The organism is Aquimarina algicola (assembly GCF_006443095.1).
Lineage (GTDB): Bacteria > Bacteroidota > Bacteroidia > Flavobacteriales > Flavobacteriaceae > Aquimarina > Aquimarina algicola.
The window spans coordinates 14,582-34,713 of record NZ_VFWZ01000006.1 but is presented as its reverse complement, the minus strand read 5'-3'; the positions used below and the strand labels follow the sequence as shown (position 1 = coordinate 34,713).

Below are 20,132 nucleotides of genomic sequence, written 5' to 3'. Positions count from 1 at the left end.
ATGTCGAGTACTGTCAAAGTTATATAAAGTATAAGTACAATGATAAAATACCAGTTTCAAAAAAATGAAACTGGTATTTTGTGCAAATGCATAGGAAAATAAAAAGAAAGGGTATCGACCACTTATTTCCAATACAAATCTCCAAACCAGTTTACATTATGGTAAATAAATTTTGTTTAGTTGTGTTTTCTATGTTTTGTTTATCTTCTTGTGGTTTTTTTAATATTTGTGATCATACAGGAAGCATAGGAGGAACTGGACTTAGGAGTAAACAGCTATATAAAAAATATTTAAAAAAGCGTATCAACCCGAATGATAAAGAAATACGAACAGATGCAGTGTATCAGGATTTAGGATATTATTATGATGAAATTGAGGATACATTAGTTTTTAAAAAAAATAGCAAAACATATTATAGGTTTTATGATTCAGGTAATATGTATATATACAGATTAACTGGTAATGATCCTATTATTAATAAAGCGTCGTTTAATCCTGTTAATGGAGATATTGGGTTTGTAATAGATCATAAAAAGAATGTAATCATGAACTATACAACTATGAATTGTGGTAGTTTTGTTAAAACAAGTTTTGAAGTATCTAATGATACATTAATTATGAAATATGGTTCAGGAGGAGAAGATTGGAGGGTTTTGGGCTATTATAAGGTTTTAGAAGTGCCAAAAGAATGGTTGGCTTATCCTGATGATATACACTAATACAATTTTTAATAAAAAAAGCGAGATCAATATTCAATCTCGCTTTTTACTTTTTGTATCCTTTTTTCTTAAAAAAAAGATATGTGATGTACCCCTCCATGATTACCTATGTATTGCATAGCTAGATGAAGAAGGTAATTCTTTTAAAAAGTTAATAAATGGCTTAATATTCAATCTAAATGTAAATGTGTATAAAGTTTTCATATCCCTATTGTTTTTAATTAATATGATGTTTCTATTATCATAATAACAATTGCTGTGCCAAAAAATAAAAACCGCTTGAATCTATTGTTATACAAAGGGTTACGAAAGTTTCTTTTTTTAAGAGCACTATGATATTAGGATCACTTCATTTTGAGTGACAGCATAAACATGATCTTCTTGATCAGGTTCTAAAACATAAGTACCGGTAAATTCTCCAAATGCCGGCAAAATCATCTGATAAGGTGACTGAAAAAAGCAAGGAAGTTTTAATTTCTGTTTGCCTAAACCGTTAAGCATTATGCCGGGATGGATATGCCCACAGAAGTTAAAAGTATTTTCTCTTTCTTCCGGATGATGTGTAAGCAATATTGAACCGATTTGCCATTCTTCAGAAATATGGATATCAAGCGCTTCATATTTAAGAGGAGAAATAATATCATGGTTGCCTGCTACAAGTACAATTTGTATATCTTGTTGTAGAGACACCCATTTTTCAAAAAGTGACCATTCACTATTTAATGAACTATGAAATAAATCCCCCAGAAAACAAACCACTTTTGGAGCAAAAAAAGAAATCACAGTATCTAACTGATCAAAGTTTTTTTGAATGCTATCCTGCGGGACAGCACTGCCGTGTTTTCTAAAATGAGAAACTTTACCCAAATGAACATCTGCGATCAATACCATTTGAGTTTCTTGCCAAAATATAGCCCCAGAAGGGTGTAATGTAAAAGATTGATGATATATTTCGATATCTACTGTTTTCAAATATGATGTTTTTCTCAATTCTTTGATATAGCTAAGAATACAAAATTAATGATTTATAGAGATGAACATTTATTGAAAAGATTAGTTTTTTGATATATTACTTTTTTTTCAGTAGCAATGCAGCCATTCGTTTTACTCGATCTTCTAATTTTTCACTGGATAATTTTTCTCGTAATCGATCTGTAATAATCGGAAAAGAAAACGGTGTTGTATATTGGCAGGGTTTCCATACGATTTCTTGTGTTGCAATACGTTCTAATGCCAGCTGTAAACGACCTTCTTCTAGTTGATGTTCAAACGTTTCTGTAAAGGATTGTTTGAATAATAAATTCTCGGGCTCATAATCTCTGAATACATCAAAAAGTAATTGTGAGCTGGATTGTAGATGTTTTGTTTTAAGCATTTTGTCTGGATACCCTATAAAAACTAAACCTGAGATTACAGCAATATCCCTAAATTTTCGCTTTGCCATTTCTGTGGCATTCAAGCTTTTTTGTAAATCCTGATGTAAATATCGAGTGGTAAATAAATCATTATCGATGACTTGTTGCATATCAACCTCTTGGTCAGATAGCAGTTCAAAACCATAATCATTAAATGCGATAGAAAAGGTTATAGGAGAGAGCAGACTAATTCGATAGGCTAATAAACTCCCTAAAGCTTCATGTACAAAACGCCCTTCGAATGGATAAAAAATAGCATGGTATCCTTCTTTTGTTTTAAAGGTTTCAATCAAAAATTGATCTGGTCCGGGAATAATACTTTCTTTTGACTGTTGTTTAAAAATGTGAGAAAGTGCTTTAAGTTCTCTAGAGACACTTTTTTTATCCCCTACAGATTCTTGCATACTTGGTGAGGCCTTGTATAATTCGTTTCTGAGCAGTTCAGACATTTGCGAGGTCAACGTTAATCGTCCTCCCATCCAGCTTGGTACTTTAGACGTGCGCTTACTGGATTTTCGTACGAGTACCTGCATATTTTTAATCCGAACTAGTTCAAGGTTTCTGCCTGCAAAGGTAAACACATCTCCTGGCGTTAATTTTGAAATAAAAAATTCTTCAATACTACCGATATAACCGCCTTTTAAGTATTTTACATTCAATACAGCATCACTTACAATTGTACCTATTTGTAAGCGATGACGCATAGCAATTCCTCTATTATTTACTTTGAATCGCCCATCAGCTTCAATCTCTACTTTTTTGTAATCATCGTAGGATTGTAAACTTTGACTGCCTATAGTAATAAAGTTCAATACCCATTGCCATTCCTCTTCTTGCAATGCTTGATAGCAGAATGTATTTTTTACCTCAGGGTAAATGTCTTTGGGATAAAATCCATCAGAAACCGCCAGCGTTGTAAGATATTGCACCAGAACATCAAAGCTATTGAGATAAGGGATTCTATCTTCTACAGTGTTTTTCTGCACTGCTTGTTGTAATGCAGAAGCTTCTATCAATTCGATAGCATGGGTAGGTAGAAAATAGATAACACTTTCTTTTCCGGGTTGATGACCGCTACGTCCCGCACGTTGCAAGAATCTGGCAACTCCCTTGGGGCCTCCTATCTGGATAATTGTTTCTACCGGTGCAAAGTCAACCCCAAGATCAAGACTAGAGGTGCAGACCACTGCTTTTAGAGATTCATTACGGATTGCTTGTTCGACCCAAAGTCGAGTTTCTTTATTGACGCTTCCGTGATGCATGGCCATTTCTCCCGCAAATTCAGGATATTTTTCCAGTATTTTCTGAAACCATATTTCGCATTGACTTCTCGTATTGGTAAAGAGTAAAGTGGTTTTGCTATTTTTTATAATAGGAATGACTTCGTCTAATAAATGTATTCCCAAATGCCCTCTCCAGGGAAAAGTCTCCATCTGGTCGGGAATAATACTCTGCACTTTAATTTTTTTATTGATACTTGCTTTGATCAACAGAGAGTTATGAAAAGCGTGAGAATTGGTGCCTAATAATACTTCTCTCGCTTGTTCTAAGTTACCAATGGTTGCAGAGATCCCCCAAATTCTGATGTTGGGGGATATGGTTTTGAGTCTTGATAGTGCTAGTTCGATTTGGACACCTCTTTTTGTTCCTAAAAGCTCATGCCATTCGTCAATAACAATAGCACTACAATCTTTGAACGTTTTGTCATATCCTTTGGATGCTAAAAGTAGCTGTAAACTTTCTGGTGTTGTGATCAACAAATCCGGCATGTTTCGTTTTTGTGAGGCACGTTCTTTTTGCGAAGTATCTCCTGTACGAATGCCTATAGTCAACTGTGTGTCTAGGTCTTCGGCTACACGTTCTGCTGCTTGCTTGATTTCTTGCGAAAGCGCTCGTAAAGGAGTAATCCAAATAGCTTTTAATCCTCTTTTATGTTTGGTTTGATATTCGGGATTGTTTTTGATGTAATGTAATACTATTGGAAACCAAAGCGCATACGTTTTACCACTTCCTGTAGGGGCATTCAGCAAACCGTTTTTACCTTGCAAAAAAGCTTTCCAGGATTTTTTTTGAAAGGGAAATGCTTTCCAACCACGTTGTTGAAACCAAGACTCTGCAAGTTCAAAAAGTTCTTTTGTGCTTGCAGAAGATGTTTTTTTATTAGACGTTTTCCCTCTTTTTGTCATTATAGATGCATGTCATTTAACCTTTGATCGATTCTTAAAATGTTATTTGATTAATATTTTTAAATCTTCTAATGTATTGGCTTCTTCGATTTTTTTATCACGACGCCATCGTAAAATCCTTGGGAAACGGGTTGCTACGCCGCTTTTGTGTCGTTTAGAGAGGGCAATACCTTCAAAAGCGATCTCAAAAACGAGCTCTGTTTTTACACTGCGTACCGGCCCAAATCGCTCTAGGGTATTAGCTTTGATAAATTTATCAACTTCTTTGAATTCTGCATCTGTAAGACCAGAATATGCTTTAGCAAAAGTGACCAATTCAGTTTTATCATCGTTCCATAACCCAAAGGTGTAATCTGTAAATAGATTGGATCGCCTGCCATGACCTCTCATTGCATAAGTGAGTACAGCATCTATGGTCAATGGATCTACCTTCCATTTCCACCAGTCTCCTTTTTTTCGTCCTACTTGATAAGGAGAATCCTTTCTCTTCAACATCAACCCCTCAGAATGAACATCTCTAGATCGTTCTCGTTCTTTTGCTACTTCTTGCCAGCTTTCAAAAGTCATTTTTTGAGATAATTGTATAGCATTGACTTGCTCTGGTTCTTTTTGTAAATGTTGATACAGATGTTCAAGAATTTCTCTTCTTTTATAAAAAGGCAATGCTCTAATATCATTGTTTTCCCATTCTAAGATGTCATATGTTTTTAGGATTACCGGTGTTTTCTGTAAAAGTGCTTTGGATATTGTTTTTCTTCCGATTCGGGTCTGTAGATCATTAAAGGTTCCTATTTTTCCTTCTGGGAAAGGAAGTATTTCACCATCTAAAACAGTTCCATCGGGGATATATTTTAAAAACTCCTGAAACTCGGGATATTTATCTGTGACCAATTCTTCTCCTCGGCTCCATACAAACAGTTCTTTGTTTCTAATAATAACTTGTGCACGTATGCCATCCCATTTATGCTCTGCATACCAGTCATTAATATTTCCCAGATCATTGACTTCATTCTCTATGGCGTATGCCAAATAAAAGGGGTAAGGTTTGGATAAAAAGTCAGATTCTTTTTCTTCGATAACCAAATCGTGAAAAGAAATGGTATTGGGATTCCAATTGCCCATCAGCTTATAGGCGAGTACATCTTCATTAATTCCGGTAGCTTTTGATAATGCCCGGGTCATAAGTTTTTGGCTAACTCCTATTCTAAAACCTCCGGTGATGAGTTTTGTAAATACAAAACGCTCATAATAGTTTAATTTTTTCCAATTCTCAAAGAGATATGCTTTCTTTTGTTCATCATCTTGTTTTTTGAGGGCTATCATCTCTTGCAAAAACTTTGTTAAGCTTTTATCAGATTGTTCTGTTGAGGTAGGGATCACTAATGCTATCGTTTCTGCAAGGTCTCCGACAATATGATACGATTCTTCAAACAACCATAGCGGGATTTTTGCCAACTCAGATGCCCATGTTCTAAGCAATGTAGTATTTACTGGTCTAGGCGGCCTACGATGCGATAGTATCGCAATGGTCCATACTTTGTCTTCGTCTGGAGCAGTTTTAAAATAAGAGGCTAGTGCGTCTACTTTTATGTTGGTTTTGTTAGTACTATCTAGGGTTTTGATGAGTGATGCAAAATGTATCATGAGGAAACCTCACTTTCTTTTTTTGTTTCTAATTCAGATAATTCCCCTTCATATTGTGTTTTTTCGGTTCTGGCATCATATCCTATTTCTCTCAAATATCTAGAAAAAATATCCGTATATCCATGTGTACTTATAATTTTCGTAGCACCTGTTTCTTTGATGGCAGTAAGTAACCCTTGCCAATCACAATGATCAGAAAGCACAAAACCTTTATCAATAGCCCTTCTGCGTCTCGCTCCTCTAAAGGTCATCCATCCACTTGCAGCGGCAGTGACATAAGGAACCATTTTTCTTATCCAGGTACTGCCATGTGCACTCGGGGGTGCAATCACAATATTACCTAAAAGTTCTTCTTTTTTTGTTTCTCTAGTAATCAGTATAGTTTCAGGAAGTGTATTGATTGTACGTATGACTTCGTTCATATTTTCTACAGCTCCATGTGTGTATATTTTCCCTATGGATGTGTCGAGATGTTTTAACAATCGTTGTGCTTTGCCTAAGGTGTAACCAAAAAGAATAGAGGTTTTTCCTTCATTTTGATTTTGTTGCCACCAATTATTGATGTCATTAAATACTTCTTTTTGTGGTGTCCATTTGAATGCAGGTAGCCCAAAGGTACATTCTGTGATAAAAGTATGGCATTGTATAGGTTCAAAAGGTGTACAAATACCGTCGTCTTCGATCTTATAATCCCCTGTAAATACCCAAACTTCGTCTTTGTGTTCTACCCTTATTTGTGAACTCCCAATAATGTGGCCTGCAGGATGAAAGCTGAATTTGACATTATTGATTATAAATGATTCTCCATATTCTTTACCAGTTACATTAATATCGCCTAATCTGTGCCTTATAATAGGAATATTAGTATGGTGTGTAATATATTGTTTGTGTCCCCAGCGGCTATGGTCAGAATGACCATGGGTAATTATTGCTTTGTCAACAGGTTTCCAGGGATCTAAATATACTTTTGCAGCAGCGCAATAAATGCCTTTATTAGTGAATTCTAATAGTGGTTTTTTCATGAAGTATATTTAGAATTTGTATAGTAAAAAACACTTTTGTGTTAAATTAATAAATGTTAAAAGTACTTAAAAGTGTTTGTGAAAACATTAAGAGTTGTTTTACTCGATAATCAAGATTTAAATGCTCTGAAGCTTACCTCGAAATCAAAAATTAGTTTCCTGTAAATGCCTCTTGGGTTACCCTAAAATTCTTCACTATAAAAAATCATTGTTATAAATTTCAAAAGGAGTAGAGTTTGGTTATATTTGCGCCAAATTAAAAGAAAGTATATGATGTCAATATCTGACTTATTTGATAGTGGATTTCAGAAAAGAAATCAAAATCACTTTGCTGCAATTGTAAGAGTAGCTATGAGTGATGGTATTATCACTGATGAAGAGCGTGCTTTTTTAGATAGACTTGCTCGTAATTTGCATATTTCTGAAAATGATTATAAAGAAATCTTAAAAGATTATAACAGTCACCCTATTAATCCTCCTGTGAGCTATGAACGTAGATTAGAACGTCTATTTGATTTGGCTCGTATGGTATACGCAGATCATATCAAAGGGGACGAGCAGGTGATTTTACTAGAAAAACTTGGCGTAGGACTAGGATTTAATCCCGATAATACAAAGTATATTATAGACAAAGCGCTGTTTTTGGTTGAAAAAGGTGTTGATGCAGATACGTTTTATGAAGAGATAAAAAATATGAATCACTAATTATTTTGATTAGAGGATATATAATATAAAAAAGGCTACCTAGTGGGTAGCCTTTTTTGCGATTTGTTTTGTGATTTTATAGATGAATTCTTCTTGCTCAAATGGTTTTGTTATAAAATCATCCATTCCTGAGCGAATACACTTATCTCTTTCGGTTTCATCTGCTTTTCCGGATATCCCAATTATGGGTACCTCAGAAATAAATTTATCTCCATAATTATTACGAATGATTCGGGTTGCCTGATACCCATCTATTTTTGAGATTGTAAGATCCATTAATATAAGATCATACTTACGTCTCTCGATATGATTAATGGCTTCTTCACCATTCATAGCAACATCTACATAAAAGTTACCTTTTGAAATCAGAATTTTCATGATAAGATACTGTGTTACTTCTTCGTCTTCTACAAGTAAAACTCTGAATTTGTTTTTGGTATCAGGTAACGTATATTTTTTCTTTTTTTGTGTTGGCGATGACTTAAGGAGTTCGAATCTAAAAGGGAGCTTAATTGTAAAAACCGTTCCTTTTTCGGGGATACTATCAACTTTAATTTCTCCGTTTAAAAGTTCTACCAGGTTTTTTACGATTGCAAGACCTAAACCTGTTCCTGAGACTCTTTTATCGAGATCAAATCTTGTAAAACGTTCAAATAAGTAAGGAATATTTTCTTCTAAAATACCTATTCCAGTGTCTTCAATTTTGAAAGTGAGACTCACTTTATTGGTACGTTGGTAGTTTTTGGTGATTGATAATGATATTTTTCCTTCTTCCGTAAATTTGAAAGCATTACTGAGAAGGTTATTCAAGATTTGATATACTCTTGTTCTGTCACCGATTAAATATTCTTGTATTCCTTTTTCTACGTGGGTTTCAAAAGAGATTTGTTGTGCTTTTGCTACTTTGGAGTATGACGTTTCAAACCCTTTGATTAATTCCTGAAAAGAAAAACGTTCTTCTAGAATTTTTAATGTTCCTGATTCTATCTTAGACAGGTCAATCATATCATCTATCAAAGCATTAAGATGTAAGCTTTCTCTTTTGATGATTCTTGCGAGCTCTTCTTGTTCGAATGTTAATTTTGTTTTTTCAAGCACTTCGACAAACCCCAAAATACTGGTAAGAGGAGTTCTTATTTCATGATTAATATTTGCGATAAAGCTATTTTTAAACTCTTCTTTTTCTAATAAAAATTTGTTTTTTAATTCTAGCTCTTTTGCAAGTAATACAGATTCATTTCTTTGCTGCGCAATTTTATTTAGATCCTTATACTTTTGCGTATAATCAAAAAGGACAATAGTGATATCTTTTGTGGCAAAAGCAAAAGAAACATCACAGATTCGTTCTGATTGGTCATCTTCTAAATGAATACAAGGAAAATTTAATTCTTCTTGACCGGTGTCTTCTTCTGCAAATGTCCTTAAAATTTCAAAAAACGGGTGTGCTTCGTAGATAGAGGTCTTTATATCCCAGTCAAAAAAAGTTTTGTTTGTTTCTTGTATTATACCTTCATTAGAGACTTTGATAACCTGTATTCGCGGGTTAAAGTATAGATCGTTTTTAACTTGTTTTGCCATTAGGTTTTTGTTATTTCTGTTGCCAGGTCAGAGAAAAAATCCTGAACATTTTTGTTGGTTTTGGCACTTGTTAAACAATCAAACTCAATATTATGTTCTTTAAGTTGAGAGGTTATTTCTTTTTCGTTTACCAAATCTAATTTATTGCCAATTACCTTTGCTACTACTTTTGGGTAGGTTTTTGTCAGGTAATCAATATCATGATTCAGAGAGGCATATGTTTCTTTTCTGGTGAGGTCAAAAACATATATAAAAGCGTGAGACCCTAAAAGATATGATTTTCGGGTGTCTTCTACATTATCTGAGTGACCTTCGGTATCCCAAATAATCATTGAGAGTTCTCTGCCATCCGGCAGTTGAACCACTTTTTTTTTGATTTGTACTCCAAGAGTTACTTTGTATTCTTCAGAAAATTCGTTGTCAACAAAACGTCTGAAAAGTGACGTTTTTCCGACTCCAAAAGGTCCTAAAAGCACTACTTTCTTAGACAATTTCATCTGTAAAATATTTTTTTAACTTTTTAGTAAATAAGGTGCTGTTTTGTAATTCTTTGTTAGAAATATGATTCTTGGCAAAGTCTATAATTTGATCCTCTAACACTTCTTTGAACATCATAGTGTAGGCTCCAGAAATAACGGCAGCTACGTAATATGAGTAAAAATTTTGTATGTGTATGGTATGTAATTCGTATTCAATAAGTTCGAGGTTTTGGTCACCACCTCTAAAGGCATCTTCTACAAAACTTTTTATGGCAGTAAGCATACCGGCTATCATCTCTTTATCAATGGTGCCATCAGATAATGGACTGTAATCAGATATTAAAATCCCAGAATTTTTTTCGATGACAAAGATTTGTATTAATCTAGGTTTTGCATAATCAGAGATCGCTAATTCTCCATCAGTAACGCCTTGTGCTCTGGCTTTGGTTCTGCGAAACCAGTTTTTAAAAGAGAATGCACTTTTTGTTTTGCGGCTGATATTTTCGCTTAATAATCTCATCTCATGAGCGATATATTTCTTTATCATCTTTCCTATAATAGGAAATAGCGCTTCTACAACGGCATCCTGAGAGTTCTTTATTTCTTCTTTTAGTGTTTGCGTAATAGTTGGACCAAGTGTTTTCGGAATTTCTTCAATAAACTCATCAAGTTTGTCATCGATTATAGGATCAACTTTGTGCGAAAGCTCTTCTTTTTTGTATACGATTTTAGAAAGCTCTTCTACTTTTTCTGCAATAGAGCCAGTAAATTCTTTTTCCTCATCAAGAAGAAGATCTTTGAGAATTTTAAGTTTATCCTTATCTTCCATATCCGGGATAGATTGGATTATTTTTGACTAATTTTTTCACCTAATGAGATAAAAAGATCTCCCAGTGTTTTTTTGTCAACTTTATTGGTATCTAGCGTTTCTATCTTATCATTGAGGTTATCTTCTAGTTCTGTAATTCTTATATTGACATCTGTACTTAGATTATCAATAGCTTGATTGAGCTCTTTGCGAGTGTCTTCTATAAGATCTTCAAGTATTTTTTTCTTAACCTGAATATCGTTTTTTACCTGCTCGAACTCAGAATTATATGCGGCGATATTTTCACCAAATATTAAATTCTTGATTGCTTCTATTTTTGAAGAAGGATCGTTTGATACTTTTTCTTCAACAGCTTTTTTTTCTTTAGCCATTTTAGATTGGTTTATTAGATTTTTTATTTACATTCTCTGTAAAGTTAACACAAGTAACATTAAATATAGGGGCTTTGCAACCTATAATGTTAATTTTTTTATAAAAACATCATTTATTAAGTTGCTTCTATGTGTTTACTCTAAAAATTTAGGGGTAAATATCTAAGGAGATATATAAATATACCACAAAACAAAACCTTAGGCAAGAATTAAATAGTTTAGAAAGAAATAATTTTTAATGGGTTATATTTCTGTGATTTATTCCATAAAAGATTCTACTTTCTCAACCATATTCTTGCTTCCACATACAAAAGGAGTTCGTTCATGCAGATTAGTAGGTTTAATATCTAGAATTCTTCTATACCCATCACTTGCTTTTCCTCCGGCTTGCTCTGTGATAAAAGCCATAGGATTACATTCATAAAGCAGCCTTAGTTTTCCGTTAGGTGATTTTGAAGTGCTAGGATACAGATATACGCCACCTTTTATCATATTACGATGGATATCGCTTACTAATGATCCGATATATCTCGAAGTATAAGGTCTGTCTTCTTTTTCTTCCTGACAATACTTGATATAGTCTTTAATCCCTTGAGGGAAATGAATATAGTTTCCTTCGTTTACCGAATAGATATGCCCATCTTCTGGGAATTTCATATTTGGGTGTGATAGATAATATGTTCCTAATGCAGGATTAAGGGTAAAACCATTCACTCCATTACCCGTAGTGTATACTAGCATCGTAGAAGTTCCATATATAATATAACCTGCTGCTACCTGAAGATTGCCCGGTTGAAGAAAATCTTCTAGAGTAACCGGTGTACCTGCCGGGGTCACTCTACGATAAATCGAAAAGATTGTTCCTACCGATACATTTACATCTATATTAGAACTTCCGTCAAGTGGATCCATCAAGACAACATAACTATTACGATGATCGTTTTTCTGTCCTTTGATTGTAATAAATTCATCATTTTCTTCTGATGCGATACCACAAACGATCTCTCTATTGGTAAGCGTATTTATAAAAGTTTCGTTGGCCAGAACATCTAATTTTTGTTGATCTTCTCCTTGTATGTTGGTTTCTCCTACAGCACCTGTGATATCAACTAGTCCGGCTTTATTTACTTCATGATTCACCATTTTTGCTGCTAAACGAATGGAGTTTATCAAACGAGAAAGCTCGCCACTGGCATAAGGAAAGTCCTTTTGATTTTCGATAATGAATTCTCCTAAAGTTTGATTTTTTCTTTGCATTAATGATGAGTTTTGTTATGAATGCTTTATTTGGTGTAAAAATATTATTTTTTAAGTAACTATAAGGTTTTCGTAAGTTTAAATTCTTAGACTTTATCAAGAATTGTAAAAACATTGCAAGATTGTATGATAACATTATAAAATTTCTGAAATTCTAATTCATATTTTATAGTTTTGATAAATTTTGTACAGTTATGGATTTTATAATAAGAGATGCTCATCAGCAAGATATGCCACAGGTATTGAATTTGATTCAAGAATTGGCTGTTTTTGAAAAAGAACCTGATGCTGTTGAGGTTACAGTAGAAGAATTGATAAAAGAAGGGTTTGGAGAACAACCTCTTTTTCATTGTTTTGTCGCAGAAGTAGAGCATACTATCGTAGGTATTGCTTTGGTATACTACCGTTTTTCTACCTGGAAGGGACGCTCAATCCATTTAGAAGACCTTATTGTAAAAGAATCTATGAGAGGTACCGGTATTGGAGGTGCTTTGTATGCAGAAGTATTAAAGTACGCTAAAACAAAGGGAGTAAGGCGAGTAGAGTGGGTTGTATTGGATTGGAATCAGAATGCTATAGATTTTTATGAAAAAAGTGGAGCAAAACTCTTAAAAGACTGGTACTTGGTACAGATGGATAAAGAGGGAGTAAACAAATTTGTAGCAACATTGTAACATCTATAATCGAACGAGCTTTTAGCCATGAGAATATTTAAGTTTGGGGGTGCATCTGTAAAAGATGCTGATGGGGTAAAAAATGTAGTTAAAGTACTAAAAGCGACAGGAGCTTCTAATCTAGTTATAGTAGTTTCTGCAATGGGAAAAACTACAAATGCCTTAGAACATATCATAGATCAGTATCTTAAGAATGATTCTGATCTCAAGTCCTCAATTTTTGATCTAAAGAATTATCATCATACTATTCTCAATAAACTTTTTGAACAGAGTTCTCACATTGTTTTTGATAAAGTCAATGCATTGTTTGATGATATGCAAACAACAATGGATAGAAACAAATCTGTTCAATATGATTTTGTTTACGATCAATTAGTTGGATATGGTGAATTAATAGCAACTACTATCGTAAGTGAATATTTGAATTATAATGACTATACCAATACATGGCTTGATGCGAGAAAAATAATAAAAACAGATCATACATATAGGGGTGCTATTGTTGATTGGGAAACGACACATCAAAATATAGGTGAAGCCATAAAAAAAAATGACCTTACGATCACTCAAGGTTTTATCGGCTCAGATCAAAATAATTTTACGACAACTCTTGGTAGAGAAGGTAGTGATTACACAGCAGGAATCCTGGGGTATTGTTTGAATGTAGAAAGTGTAAGCATATGGAAAGATGTTGATGGAGTGCTTAATGCAGATCCTCGCGTTTTTGAAAAAACCACATTACTCTCACATATTTCTTATGAAGAAGCTATAGAACTAGCATTTTATGGAGCTTCGGTTATTCATCCTAAAACTATTCAACCCTTGCAACGCAAAGAGATTCCTTTGTATGTAAAATCATTTATTCATCCTGAACAAGAAGGAACCTCTGTGCAAAAAGGCCAACCTCTTTACCCTCATATCCCATGTTATATTGTAAAGAAAAACCTGATTCTATTATCACTTTCTTCATTAGACTTCTCATTTATTGTAGAGGATAATATCAGTGAGATTTTTAACCTGTTTCATAAATATCAGATTAAAGTAGATCTTATTCAGAATTCTGCAATTAGTTTTTCTGTATGCCTTGATGATAAATTTGGGCATTTTGAAAAGCTTATCGAAATACTAAAGGCAAAATTTGAAGTGTTTTATAATTTGGATGTCTCATTATTTACGGTTAGACATTTTACGCAAGAATCTATTCAAAATTTAGAAGAAGGTAGAGAGGTTTTGTTAAAACAAATTACAAGAGAAACATATCAAATGGTTGTGCGCAAATAATAAAATCAATTCATGGATTTTGCTATATTTGCAGTTAGCGCAAATTATATTTAATGCCCATAGTCACAGCAAGAGAAGTAGCCTCAGGGCTCAAACTAGATAAACTCGGTTTTATAGGGAACTTTATGGGTTGGATAATCCTAAAGATGACAAGGCTGTCAAAGGTAAATAGGCAGTATGATAAGATTAGTCATTTAGAGGATTTGGATTTTTTAACTAAAGGACTGGAAATTCATGGAGTTACTTATGAAATACCAGAAGAAGATCTAAAAAGATTACCAAAAGACGGAGCATTTATTACACTATCAAATCATCCTTTAGGAGGACTTGATGGTATCTTATTGCTGAAACTTATGCTTGAACATCGTTCTGATTATAAGATAATAGCAAATTTTTTACTTCACAGTTTATTGCCTCTTAAACCTTATGTATTACCGGTAAACCCTTTTGAAAACAGAAAAAATGCAAAGTCGAGTCATAAAGGGATCAAAGAAGCGATTTTACATTTAAGAGATGGTAAACCTCTTGGGATATTTCCTGCGGGAGAAGTGTCTACCATCAAAGAGGGTAAAAACTATGTTGACCGTACTTGGGAACCTAGTGTTATGCGACTGGTTCAAAAAGCAAAAGTTCCTGTCATACCTATCTATTTTCATGCTCGTAATAGTAGGCTTTTTTATCGATTAGCTTCTATTAGTGGTACTTTGAGAACAGCAAAGCTACCCAGTGAGTTGTTTTCTCAGGAAAATAAAGTCATAAAAGTTCGTATCGGAAAACCAATCTCTGTAAAAGATCAGGAAGAACATGAAAATCTAGAAGACTTGTCGAGCTTTTTACGGAAGAAAACATACATGCTGGCAAATCCCTACGAGAAAAAGACATTAAGAGAAACAATTCCTCAAAATCTTAAACTCCCTAAATCTCCTAAAGAGATTGCAGGTGAAGGGAATACCCAACTTATCGAAGCAGAACTTCAATACTGTCGAGAACACAACAAACGCTTATTGAAAAGTAAGAATTATGAGGTGTTTTTGGCAAAAAAACATGAAGTACCTACCGTTTTGCACGAAATAGGACGCTTAAGAGAAATTACCTTTAGAGCAATTGGAGAAGGAACTAACAATTCTATTGATCTTGATAAATTTGATGATTATTACCATCATATGTTTTTGTGGGATAATGATGCCAAAAGGTTAGTAGGGTCGTACCGAATGGGTATGGGATCCAAAATCTATAGTCAATATGGGATCAATGGGTTCTATCTTCAGGATTTATTTCGTTTTGAACCGGAGTTACATAAGATGATGAGCCAATCTATAGAAATGGGGAGGGCTTTTATTATAAACGAATATCAACAAAGGCCAATGCCTTTATTTTTACTTTGGAAAGGGATAGTACATTGCACTTTACGTTTTCCTGAACACAAGTACTTAATAGGGGGAGTAAGTATCAGTAATAAGTTTAGTAATTTTACTAAATCACTGATGATCGAGTTTATGAAATCCCATTATTATGATCCTTATGTTGCTCAATATGTAAGGCCTAAAAAAGAATTTAAAGTAAAACTCAAAGATGCGGATAAAGATTTTGTTTTTGACGAAAGCAAAAGTGACCTGAATAAATTTGACAAAATTATTGATGAGGTAGAGCCGGGAAGTCTTCGTATACCTGTATTGATCAAGAAATATATCAAACAAAATGCAAAAGTAGTAGCCTTCAACGTAGACCCTTTATTTAATAACGCTGTAGATGGTTTAATGTATATTCGTATTGCAGACCTTCCTGACAGTACGGTCAAACCTGTAATGGAGGAATTTCAAGCAGAATTAGAGCAAAAATATTTTAAAAATGGGGATAAGTAATTGCTTATCCTATTCCAAATGATAGTAAGAAAGAGGCTTTAAAAATTAAAGCCTCTTTTTTGTATTCGTAACTTATTATAAAGTTGAAGTGATAATGTGTTGCTCTACAAAATTTTTACAGTATGCTTTAATTTGATTTCTTGTTTTAGTAAAAGCCTTGTGTATTTCATCCTCTGTTCCTTCTACTTTTGAAGGATCAAAGAAGTTATAATGTAATCGTTCTGCTTTACCAGGAAAAAAAGGACATCTTTCTTTTGCATTATCGCAGACGGTAAGAATATAATCAAATTTTATATCAAGATATTCATCAAGATTATTAGAGGTATGGTTAGAAATATCAATATTATCTTCTTTCATAATAGCGATTGCTCTGGGGTTCACTCCATGTGTTTCTACACCTGCGCTATAAATAGTTGCATTTTCTTTTGCAAAAAACTTTAAGTATCCCTCTGCCATTTGACTTCGGCAAGAGTTTCCTGTACAAAGTACTAAAATATTCATGTGATTATAATTATTTGGTTATGTGATGATGTTACTTCTTCGTTCGAGTATTATATTATCATGCCAAACTCCTAATCTTTTGGCTACTTTTTGTCTATATCCAATTGTTCTAAACCCAACAGCAGTATGTAATGCAATACTAGCTTTATTTTGATTAAAAATGCTTGCTTGTAAGGTCCAGATATGTTCCTTTTCACTTTCTTGAATAAGTCTTTGCAGCAAAGATTTACCAACGCCCATCCCTCTATGTTCAGAAGAAATATAGATGCTAACTTCAGCTACCCCCCTATATACTTGTCTAGTTGAAGTAGGGGATAGTGCTACCCAACCTACTATTTTATCTTCTATAACAGCTTTGAATCGGCAAAATTTATGATGGGTTATATCCCATTGTTGCCAAGTAGGAATCTTTAGCTCAAAGCTAGCGATACCTGTATCTAATCCTTGCTGATATATTCTAGAAATAGAAGACCAGTCTACTTTGTCGAAGGATAATATTTTGACTTTTTCAGAGATCAAAAAGTGTAGTTTTGTTTTTTTAACAACAACCACTACCAGGAGCACAAGATGAGGTTTCTTGGGCATTATTTTCTAGAACACCGCAAGCTTCTTTTGCTTTACAATCAGTAGGGTTTACAGCTAGTTTGATGATAAGTTTACTTTCTTTGATTTCAAAATCTGTAATATGTAATTGAGCAGTATGAAACATAGTGTTTCCATATTCCATTTTTACTATGGTATCCATTTCATACGGTTTTATTCGTTCTACTTTCTTTAAAATACCAAGCGCTTTGTAGGCACTCATATATTCTGGTTTTCCTATTTCTCCGGGGTTTTCCCAAAGTTGAATAATAGTCTCTTTCCAAAAATCTGTACCAGCTCCGCAATCTACAGCATCGATAGTAACGTGTTTTACTTCTGTAATATGATAGTTAGAACCAACGAGCATACCCGGAGCATATTCGAATAATAGTGATTTTCCTTGATGTTCTGTTAATAGTGATATAAATTCTGATATTTTCATGAGTTGATACTTTAAGGTGTTAACAACAATTTGTTTTTGTAGTATTAAAAAATGTGTTTAAATTTTCTTGAATTTCGTTCCAACGATCGATATCGATACAATAGCAGATGCTTTTTCCTTCGATTTCTCCTTTTAAAAGTCCTATGCTTTTTAATTCTTTAAGGTGTTGGGAAATGGTTGCCTGAGCCAAGCCTATTTCTTCAACAAGATCATTACAAATACAAGCATTTTGTTTACTGATATATTGTAAAATAGCAATACGTGCCGGATGACCTAGTATTTTAAAAAAATGAGCAAGTTCATTTTGCTGCTGATCAAATATTTGCGTTTTAGTAATTCCCATTTATAATTGTTATATCGCAATATTACGATAATAATTGATAAGAAAAAAGCTGAATGATATTATTTCAGCTTTTTTATGTTTTTTTTAGAACCAAGGTTTGCTACCTACCTGATAGGTTTGGTAGAACTCGTCATCTGATTTTGTAAGGTAAATAATACCTTCAATAAGTCCAATTATTGAACCAGCACCACAAGTAACGATCGTTACAATAAGTTGTATAATACCTTCTTTTGTGTATCCCAAGTAGAATTTATGAACACCAAATCCTCCAAGAATAATACCTAAGATTCCAGCGATCATTTTCTTATTCTCTTGATTAAGAACTTCTTGAGCTCCAGATGAAAAGTCGTTTGCAGTTTCTCCTGCTTCGTTTCCTATATTGTCTCCAGTGTTGTTGTTTTCTTCACTCATATTTTATTATGTATGATTAGTTTATGGAGGAAAAATACAAAAAAATATTAATTATGAGTATTAAGATCAAAAAGAATATTTAAAACTTAGTAATTCTATAGGGTTTTAAGGCTTTATATTACTGAGGTTGAATATTTCTTTTTCTATATTTTCTTTAGCAGTTTTCTCGAATTTGGTAGAGAAATATACTGTTTTAAATATTTTTGGCATTTTTAGAAAGTGATTTAAAACCTTAATTCTACCTTTGTTATATAAAAAATTAGGGTAGTATTGATACTCTTTCCTTACATTCTTATAGTATGTTTGATATGCTAGCCAATCACTACCCAAAATACAAAGATCGGCGTCTGTAAAGTAATTAACATCCTTGTTTTTGTCTATAGTATGGCCTTTTGTAGCTAGTATAATATCATTGCAAAGTTGTATTCTGTTTTCTGCTACGCCCATCATTTTTAACACAGATACAGCCTTTTTTGCGCTCTCTTCTTCATTATTTTGTTTTAGAATATTGTAAACGTAGTCATGATAAAATAAAGCAAAAAGGGTCATATCCCAATCTTTGATATCATTTTTGACATGAATAAGATGCTTATGTAGGTTTTCGAGATGAGAAAGGTTGTGATAGTATCGTTTCTTTTGGGTATGCTGTTTTTCAATATCTATCCACAAAGATTCAATGTATATAGCATCATTAATATATTGAGTGCAGAGTTCTATGAAAGTTTCTTTTAGCAAAATTTAGCTTTGATTTTATCTACAATAGTTTGCGCAAGTTTTTCTTTAGACTCAACAGTCCAACCAGCTACATGAGGACTCAAGAGTACGTTTTGCATTGAGAGAAGTTCTTGTAATGTTTTTGGTATTTCTGTTTGTTCTTCTGGAGCAAATAGATTTTCAAAAGACGATTTTTCATATTCTAAAACATCTAGTCCGGCTCCTAATATTTTGCCTTGTTTGATAGCATTTACCAGGTCTTGAGTAACAACGCTTTTGCCGCGAGCGGTATTGATCAACCAAAATGGTTTTTTAAAACTATTGATAAAATCTTGATTAATTATTCCCATAGTTTTTGGGGTTTGCGGTGTGTGCAGACTAAGAATATCAGTTTTTTCAAACAATTCTTTGAGTCCAACTTGGGTAGCATCGCTATTTTCGACATCTTCTAGAATATCATAACAAATCACTTCGACGGTAAACCCTCTAAGCTTTCTTGCAAAAGCTCTCCCCATATTTCCGTAGCCGATAATTCCAATTGTTTTGCCGTCTAATTCTATCCCGCGATGTGTTTCACGCAGCCATTTGCCATCTCTTACACTTTGATCTGCAAGGTTTAGTTTATTGAATAAAGACAAGATCATACCCAAAGCATGTTCTCCAACAGCATTACGATTTCCTTCGGGAGCGTTAAACAGTTTTATACCTAGTTTTTTAGCATATTCTGTGTCAATGTTCTCTAAACCTGCACCAACACGCCCAATAAATTTTAAATTTTTTGCCTTGTCCAAAAAAGTACGATCAATAGCAAAACGGCTTCGAATGATAATACCATCATATGTATTGATTTTGTTTTCGATTTCAATTTTGGATGATGTATAATCTTCATCGTTTTGAAAGCCTACTTCTTGTAATTGTTCTATTAATAGTGGATGATTTGTATCGAGGTGAAGGATATTCATGTTTTAATATAATTAGTATTTCAAAGATAGGTAATGAAGGATAATTATAGGACTCTTGCTGTAATGCTTTGTAAAAAGAAAAATTCACAATCTTTTCGACCTTCTTTTAGCTAAAGTATATTTAATGATACAAAGACATTAAAAAGAATAATGAA

Annotated in this window: 21 protein-coding genes; 5 read left to right on the top strand and 16 right to left on the bottom strand. The window is 33.5% G+C overall.

Translation table 11 applies throughout. From position 1 onward, the window contains the following. The first annotated feature begins 158 nt into the window (after nucleotides 1–158). A complete protein-coding gene (locus tag FHK87_RS18140; protein ID WP_140595193.1) occupies nucleotides 159–719 on the top strand; it encodes a hypothetical protein in 561 nt (186 codons plus the stop codon). Nucleotides 720–1,049: 330 nt separating this feature from the next. On the opposite strand, the gene pdeM is transcribed toward FHK87_RS18140, so the two are convergent. The 4 genes from pdeM to FHK87_RS18120 all read right to left on the bottom strand — a co-directional run bounded on the left by pdeM (nucleotide 1,050) and on the right by FHK87_RS18120 (nucleotide 6,986). Next, nucleotides 1,050–1,691 carry a ligase-associated DNA damage response endonuclease PdeM gene (gene pdeM / locus FHK87_RS18135; RefSeq protein ID WP_140595192.1) on the bottom strand — a complete coding sequence of 214 codons (642 nt, stop codon included), beginning with the start codon at nucleotides 1,689–1,691 and terminating at the stop codon, nucleotides 1,050–1,052. Between the two features lie 97 nt (nucleotides 1,692–1,788). Further along, complete coding sequence (locus tag FHK87_RS18130; RefSeq protein ID WP_140595191.1) at nucleotides 1,789–4,320, bottom strand: ligase-associated DNA damage response DEXH box helicase; 2,532 nt, start codon at nucleotides 4,318–4,320, stop codon at nucleotides 1,789–1,791. Nucleotides 4,321–4,362: 42 nt separating this feature from the next. Further along, a complete protein-coding gene (locus FHK87_RS18125; protein WP_140595190.1) occupies nucleotides 4,363–5,964 on the bottom strand; it encodes an ATP-dependent DNA ligase in 1,602 nt (533 codons plus the stop codon). After that, on the bottom strand, nucleotides 5,961–6,986 hold the full coding sequence (locus FHK87_RS18120; protein WP_140595189.1) for a ligase-associated DNA damage response exonuclease: 1,026 nt from the start codon (nucleotides 6,984–6,986) through the stop codon (nucleotides 5,961–5,963). The genes FHK87_RS18125 and FHK87_RS18120 overlap by 4 nt, the downstream gene beginning before the upstream one ends. A 273-nt stretch (nucleotides 6,987–7,259) precedes the next feature. On the opposite strand from FHK87_RS18120, the gene FHK87_RS18115 reads away from it, so the two are divergent. Then, nucleotides 7,260–7,691, top strand: a complete 432-nt coding sequence (locus tag FHK87_RS18115) for a TerB family tellurite resistance protein (RefSeq protein WP_140595383.1) — start codon at nucleotides 7,260–7,262, stop codon at nucleotides 7,689–7,691. 39 nt (nucleotides 7,692–7,730) lie between these two features. Here the strand turns inward: FHK87_RS18115 and FHK87_RS18110 are convergent, their stop codons facing one another. From FHK87_RS18110 to fbp, 5 genes are all read right to left on the bottom strand, one after another. Then, a complete protein-coding gene (locus FHK87_RS18110) occupies nucleotides 7,731–9,269 on the bottom strand; it encodes an ATP-binding response regulator (RefSeq protein ID WP_140595188.1) in 1,539 nt (512 codons plus the stop codon). Next, nucleotides 9,269–9,766: a Rab family GTPase gene (locus FHK87_RS18105; protein WP_140595187.1), complete on the bottom strand. Its 498-nt coding sequence runs from the start codon at nucleotides 9,764–9,766 to the stop codon at nucleotides 9,269–9,271. Before FHK87_RS18105 ends, FHK87_RS18110 begins: the two co-directional genes overlap by 1 nt. Continuing rightward, entirely contained in the window at nucleotides 9,753–10,577 is an 825-nt protein-coding gene (locus tag FHK87_RS18100) for a cell envelope biogenesis protein OmpA (RefSeq protein ID WP_140595186.1), read from the bottom strand. The genes FHK87_RS18105 and FHK87_RS18100 overlap by 14 nt, the downstream gene beginning before the upstream one ends. Before the next feature lie 17 nt (nucleotides 10,578–10,594). Beyond that, the gene (locus FHK87_RS18095; RefSeq protein WP_140595185.1) at nucleotides 10,595–10,948 is read right to left on the bottom strand and encodes a fructose 1,6-bisphosphatase; all 354 of its coding nucleotides are present in this window, start codon (nucleotides 10,946–10,948) and stop codon (nucleotides 10,595–10,597) included. 258 nt (nucleotides 10,949–11,206) lie between these two features. Further along, nucleotides 11,207–12,205, bottom strand: coding sequence for a class 1 fructose-bisphosphatase (gene fbp, locus FHK87_RS18090; RefSeq protein WP_140595184.1), 999 nt, complete (start codon nucleotides 12,203–12,205; stop codon nucleotides 11,207–11,209). A 194-nt stretch (nucleotides 12,206–12,399) separates the two neighbouring features. Here fbp and FHK87_RS18085 point away from each other — a divergent pair, with 194 nt between their 5' ends. Genes FHK87_RS18085 through FHK87_RS18075 form a run of 3 tightly spaced genes read left to right on the top strand, consistent with a single transcriptional unit; the run spans nucleotide 12,400 to nucleotide 16,022 of the window. Then, nucleotides 12,400–12,879, top strand: a complete 480-nt coding sequence (locus tag FHK87_RS18085) for a GNAT family N-acetyltransferase (protein ID WP_140595183.1) — start codon at nucleotides 12,400–12,402, stop codon at nucleotides 12,877–12,879. Nucleotides 12,880–12,906: 27 nt separating this feature from the next. Continuing rightward, complete coding sequence (locus FHK87_RS18080) at nucleotides 12,907–14,160, top strand: aspartate kinase (RefSeq protein ID WP_140595182.1); 1,254 nt, start codon at nucleotides 12,907–12,909, stop codon at nucleotides 14,158–14,160. A 53-nt stretch (nucleotides 14,161–14,213) separates the two neighbouring features. Beyond that, nucleotides 14,214–16,022 carry a GNAT family N-acyltransferase gene (locus FHK87_RS18075; protein ID WP_140595181.1) on the top strand — a complete coding sequence of 603 codons (1,809 nt, stop codon included), beginning with the start codon at nucleotides 14,214–14,216 and terminating at the stop codon, nucleotides 16,020–16,022. 75 nt (nucleotides 16,023–16,097) lie between these two features. Here the strand turns inward: FHK87_RS18075 and FHK87_RS18070 are convergent, their stop codons facing one another. The 7 genes from FHK87_RS18070 to FHK87_RS18040 form a co-directional block, all read right to left on the bottom strand. Then, nucleotides 16,098–16,523, bottom strand: a complete 426-nt coding sequence (locus FHK87_RS18070; protein WP_140595180.1) for an arsenate reductase ArsC — start codon at nucleotides 16,521–16,523, stop codon at nucleotides 16,098–16,100. Nucleotides 16,524–16,541: 18 nt separating this feature from the next. Beyond that, nucleotides 16,542–17,042: a GNAT family N-acetyltransferase gene (locus FHK87_RS18065; RefSeq protein WP_226294315.1), complete on the bottom strand. Its 501-nt coding sequence runs from the start codon at nucleotides 17,040–17,042 to the stop codon at nucleotides 16,542–16,544. A 19-nt stretch (nucleotides 17,043–17,061) separates the two neighbouring features. Next, nucleotides 17,062–17,547: a DUF6428 family protein gene (locus FHK87_RS18060; protein WP_140595178.1), complete on the bottom strand. Its 486-nt coding sequence runs from the start codon at nucleotides 17,545–17,547 to the stop codon at nucleotides 17,062–17,064. Between the two features lie 19 nt (nucleotides 17,548–17,566). Further along, the gene (locus FHK87_RS18055; RefSeq protein ID WP_140595177.1) at nucleotides 17,567–17,890 is read right to left on the bottom strand and encodes an ArsR/SmtB family transcription factor; all 324 of its coding nucleotides are present in this window, start codon (nucleotides 17,888–17,890) and stop codon (nucleotides 17,567–17,569) included. A gap of 84 nt (nucleotides 17,891–17,974) precedes the next feature. Then, a complete protein-coding gene (locus FHK87_RS18050; RefSeq protein WP_140595176.1) occupies nucleotides 17,975–18,301 on the bottom strand; it encodes a TM2 domain-containing protein in 327 nt (108 codons plus the stop codon). A gap of 105 nt (nucleotides 18,302–18,406) precedes the next feature. Continuing rightward, entirely contained in the window at nucleotides 18,407–19,036 is a 630-nt protein-coding gene (locus FHK87_RS18045; protein ID WP_140595175.1) for an HD domain-containing protein, read from the bottom strand. After that, nucleotides 19,030–19,977 carry a 2-hydroxyacid dehydrogenase gene (locus FHK87_RS18040; protein WP_140595174.1) on the bottom strand — a complete coding sequence of 316 codons (948 nt, stop codon included), beginning with the start codon at nucleotides 19,975–19,977 and terminating at the stop codon, nucleotides 19,030–19,032. Before FHK87_RS18040 ends, FHK87_RS18045 begins: the two co-directional genes overlap by 7 nt. Nucleotides 19,978–20,132 lie beyond the last annotated feature (155 nt).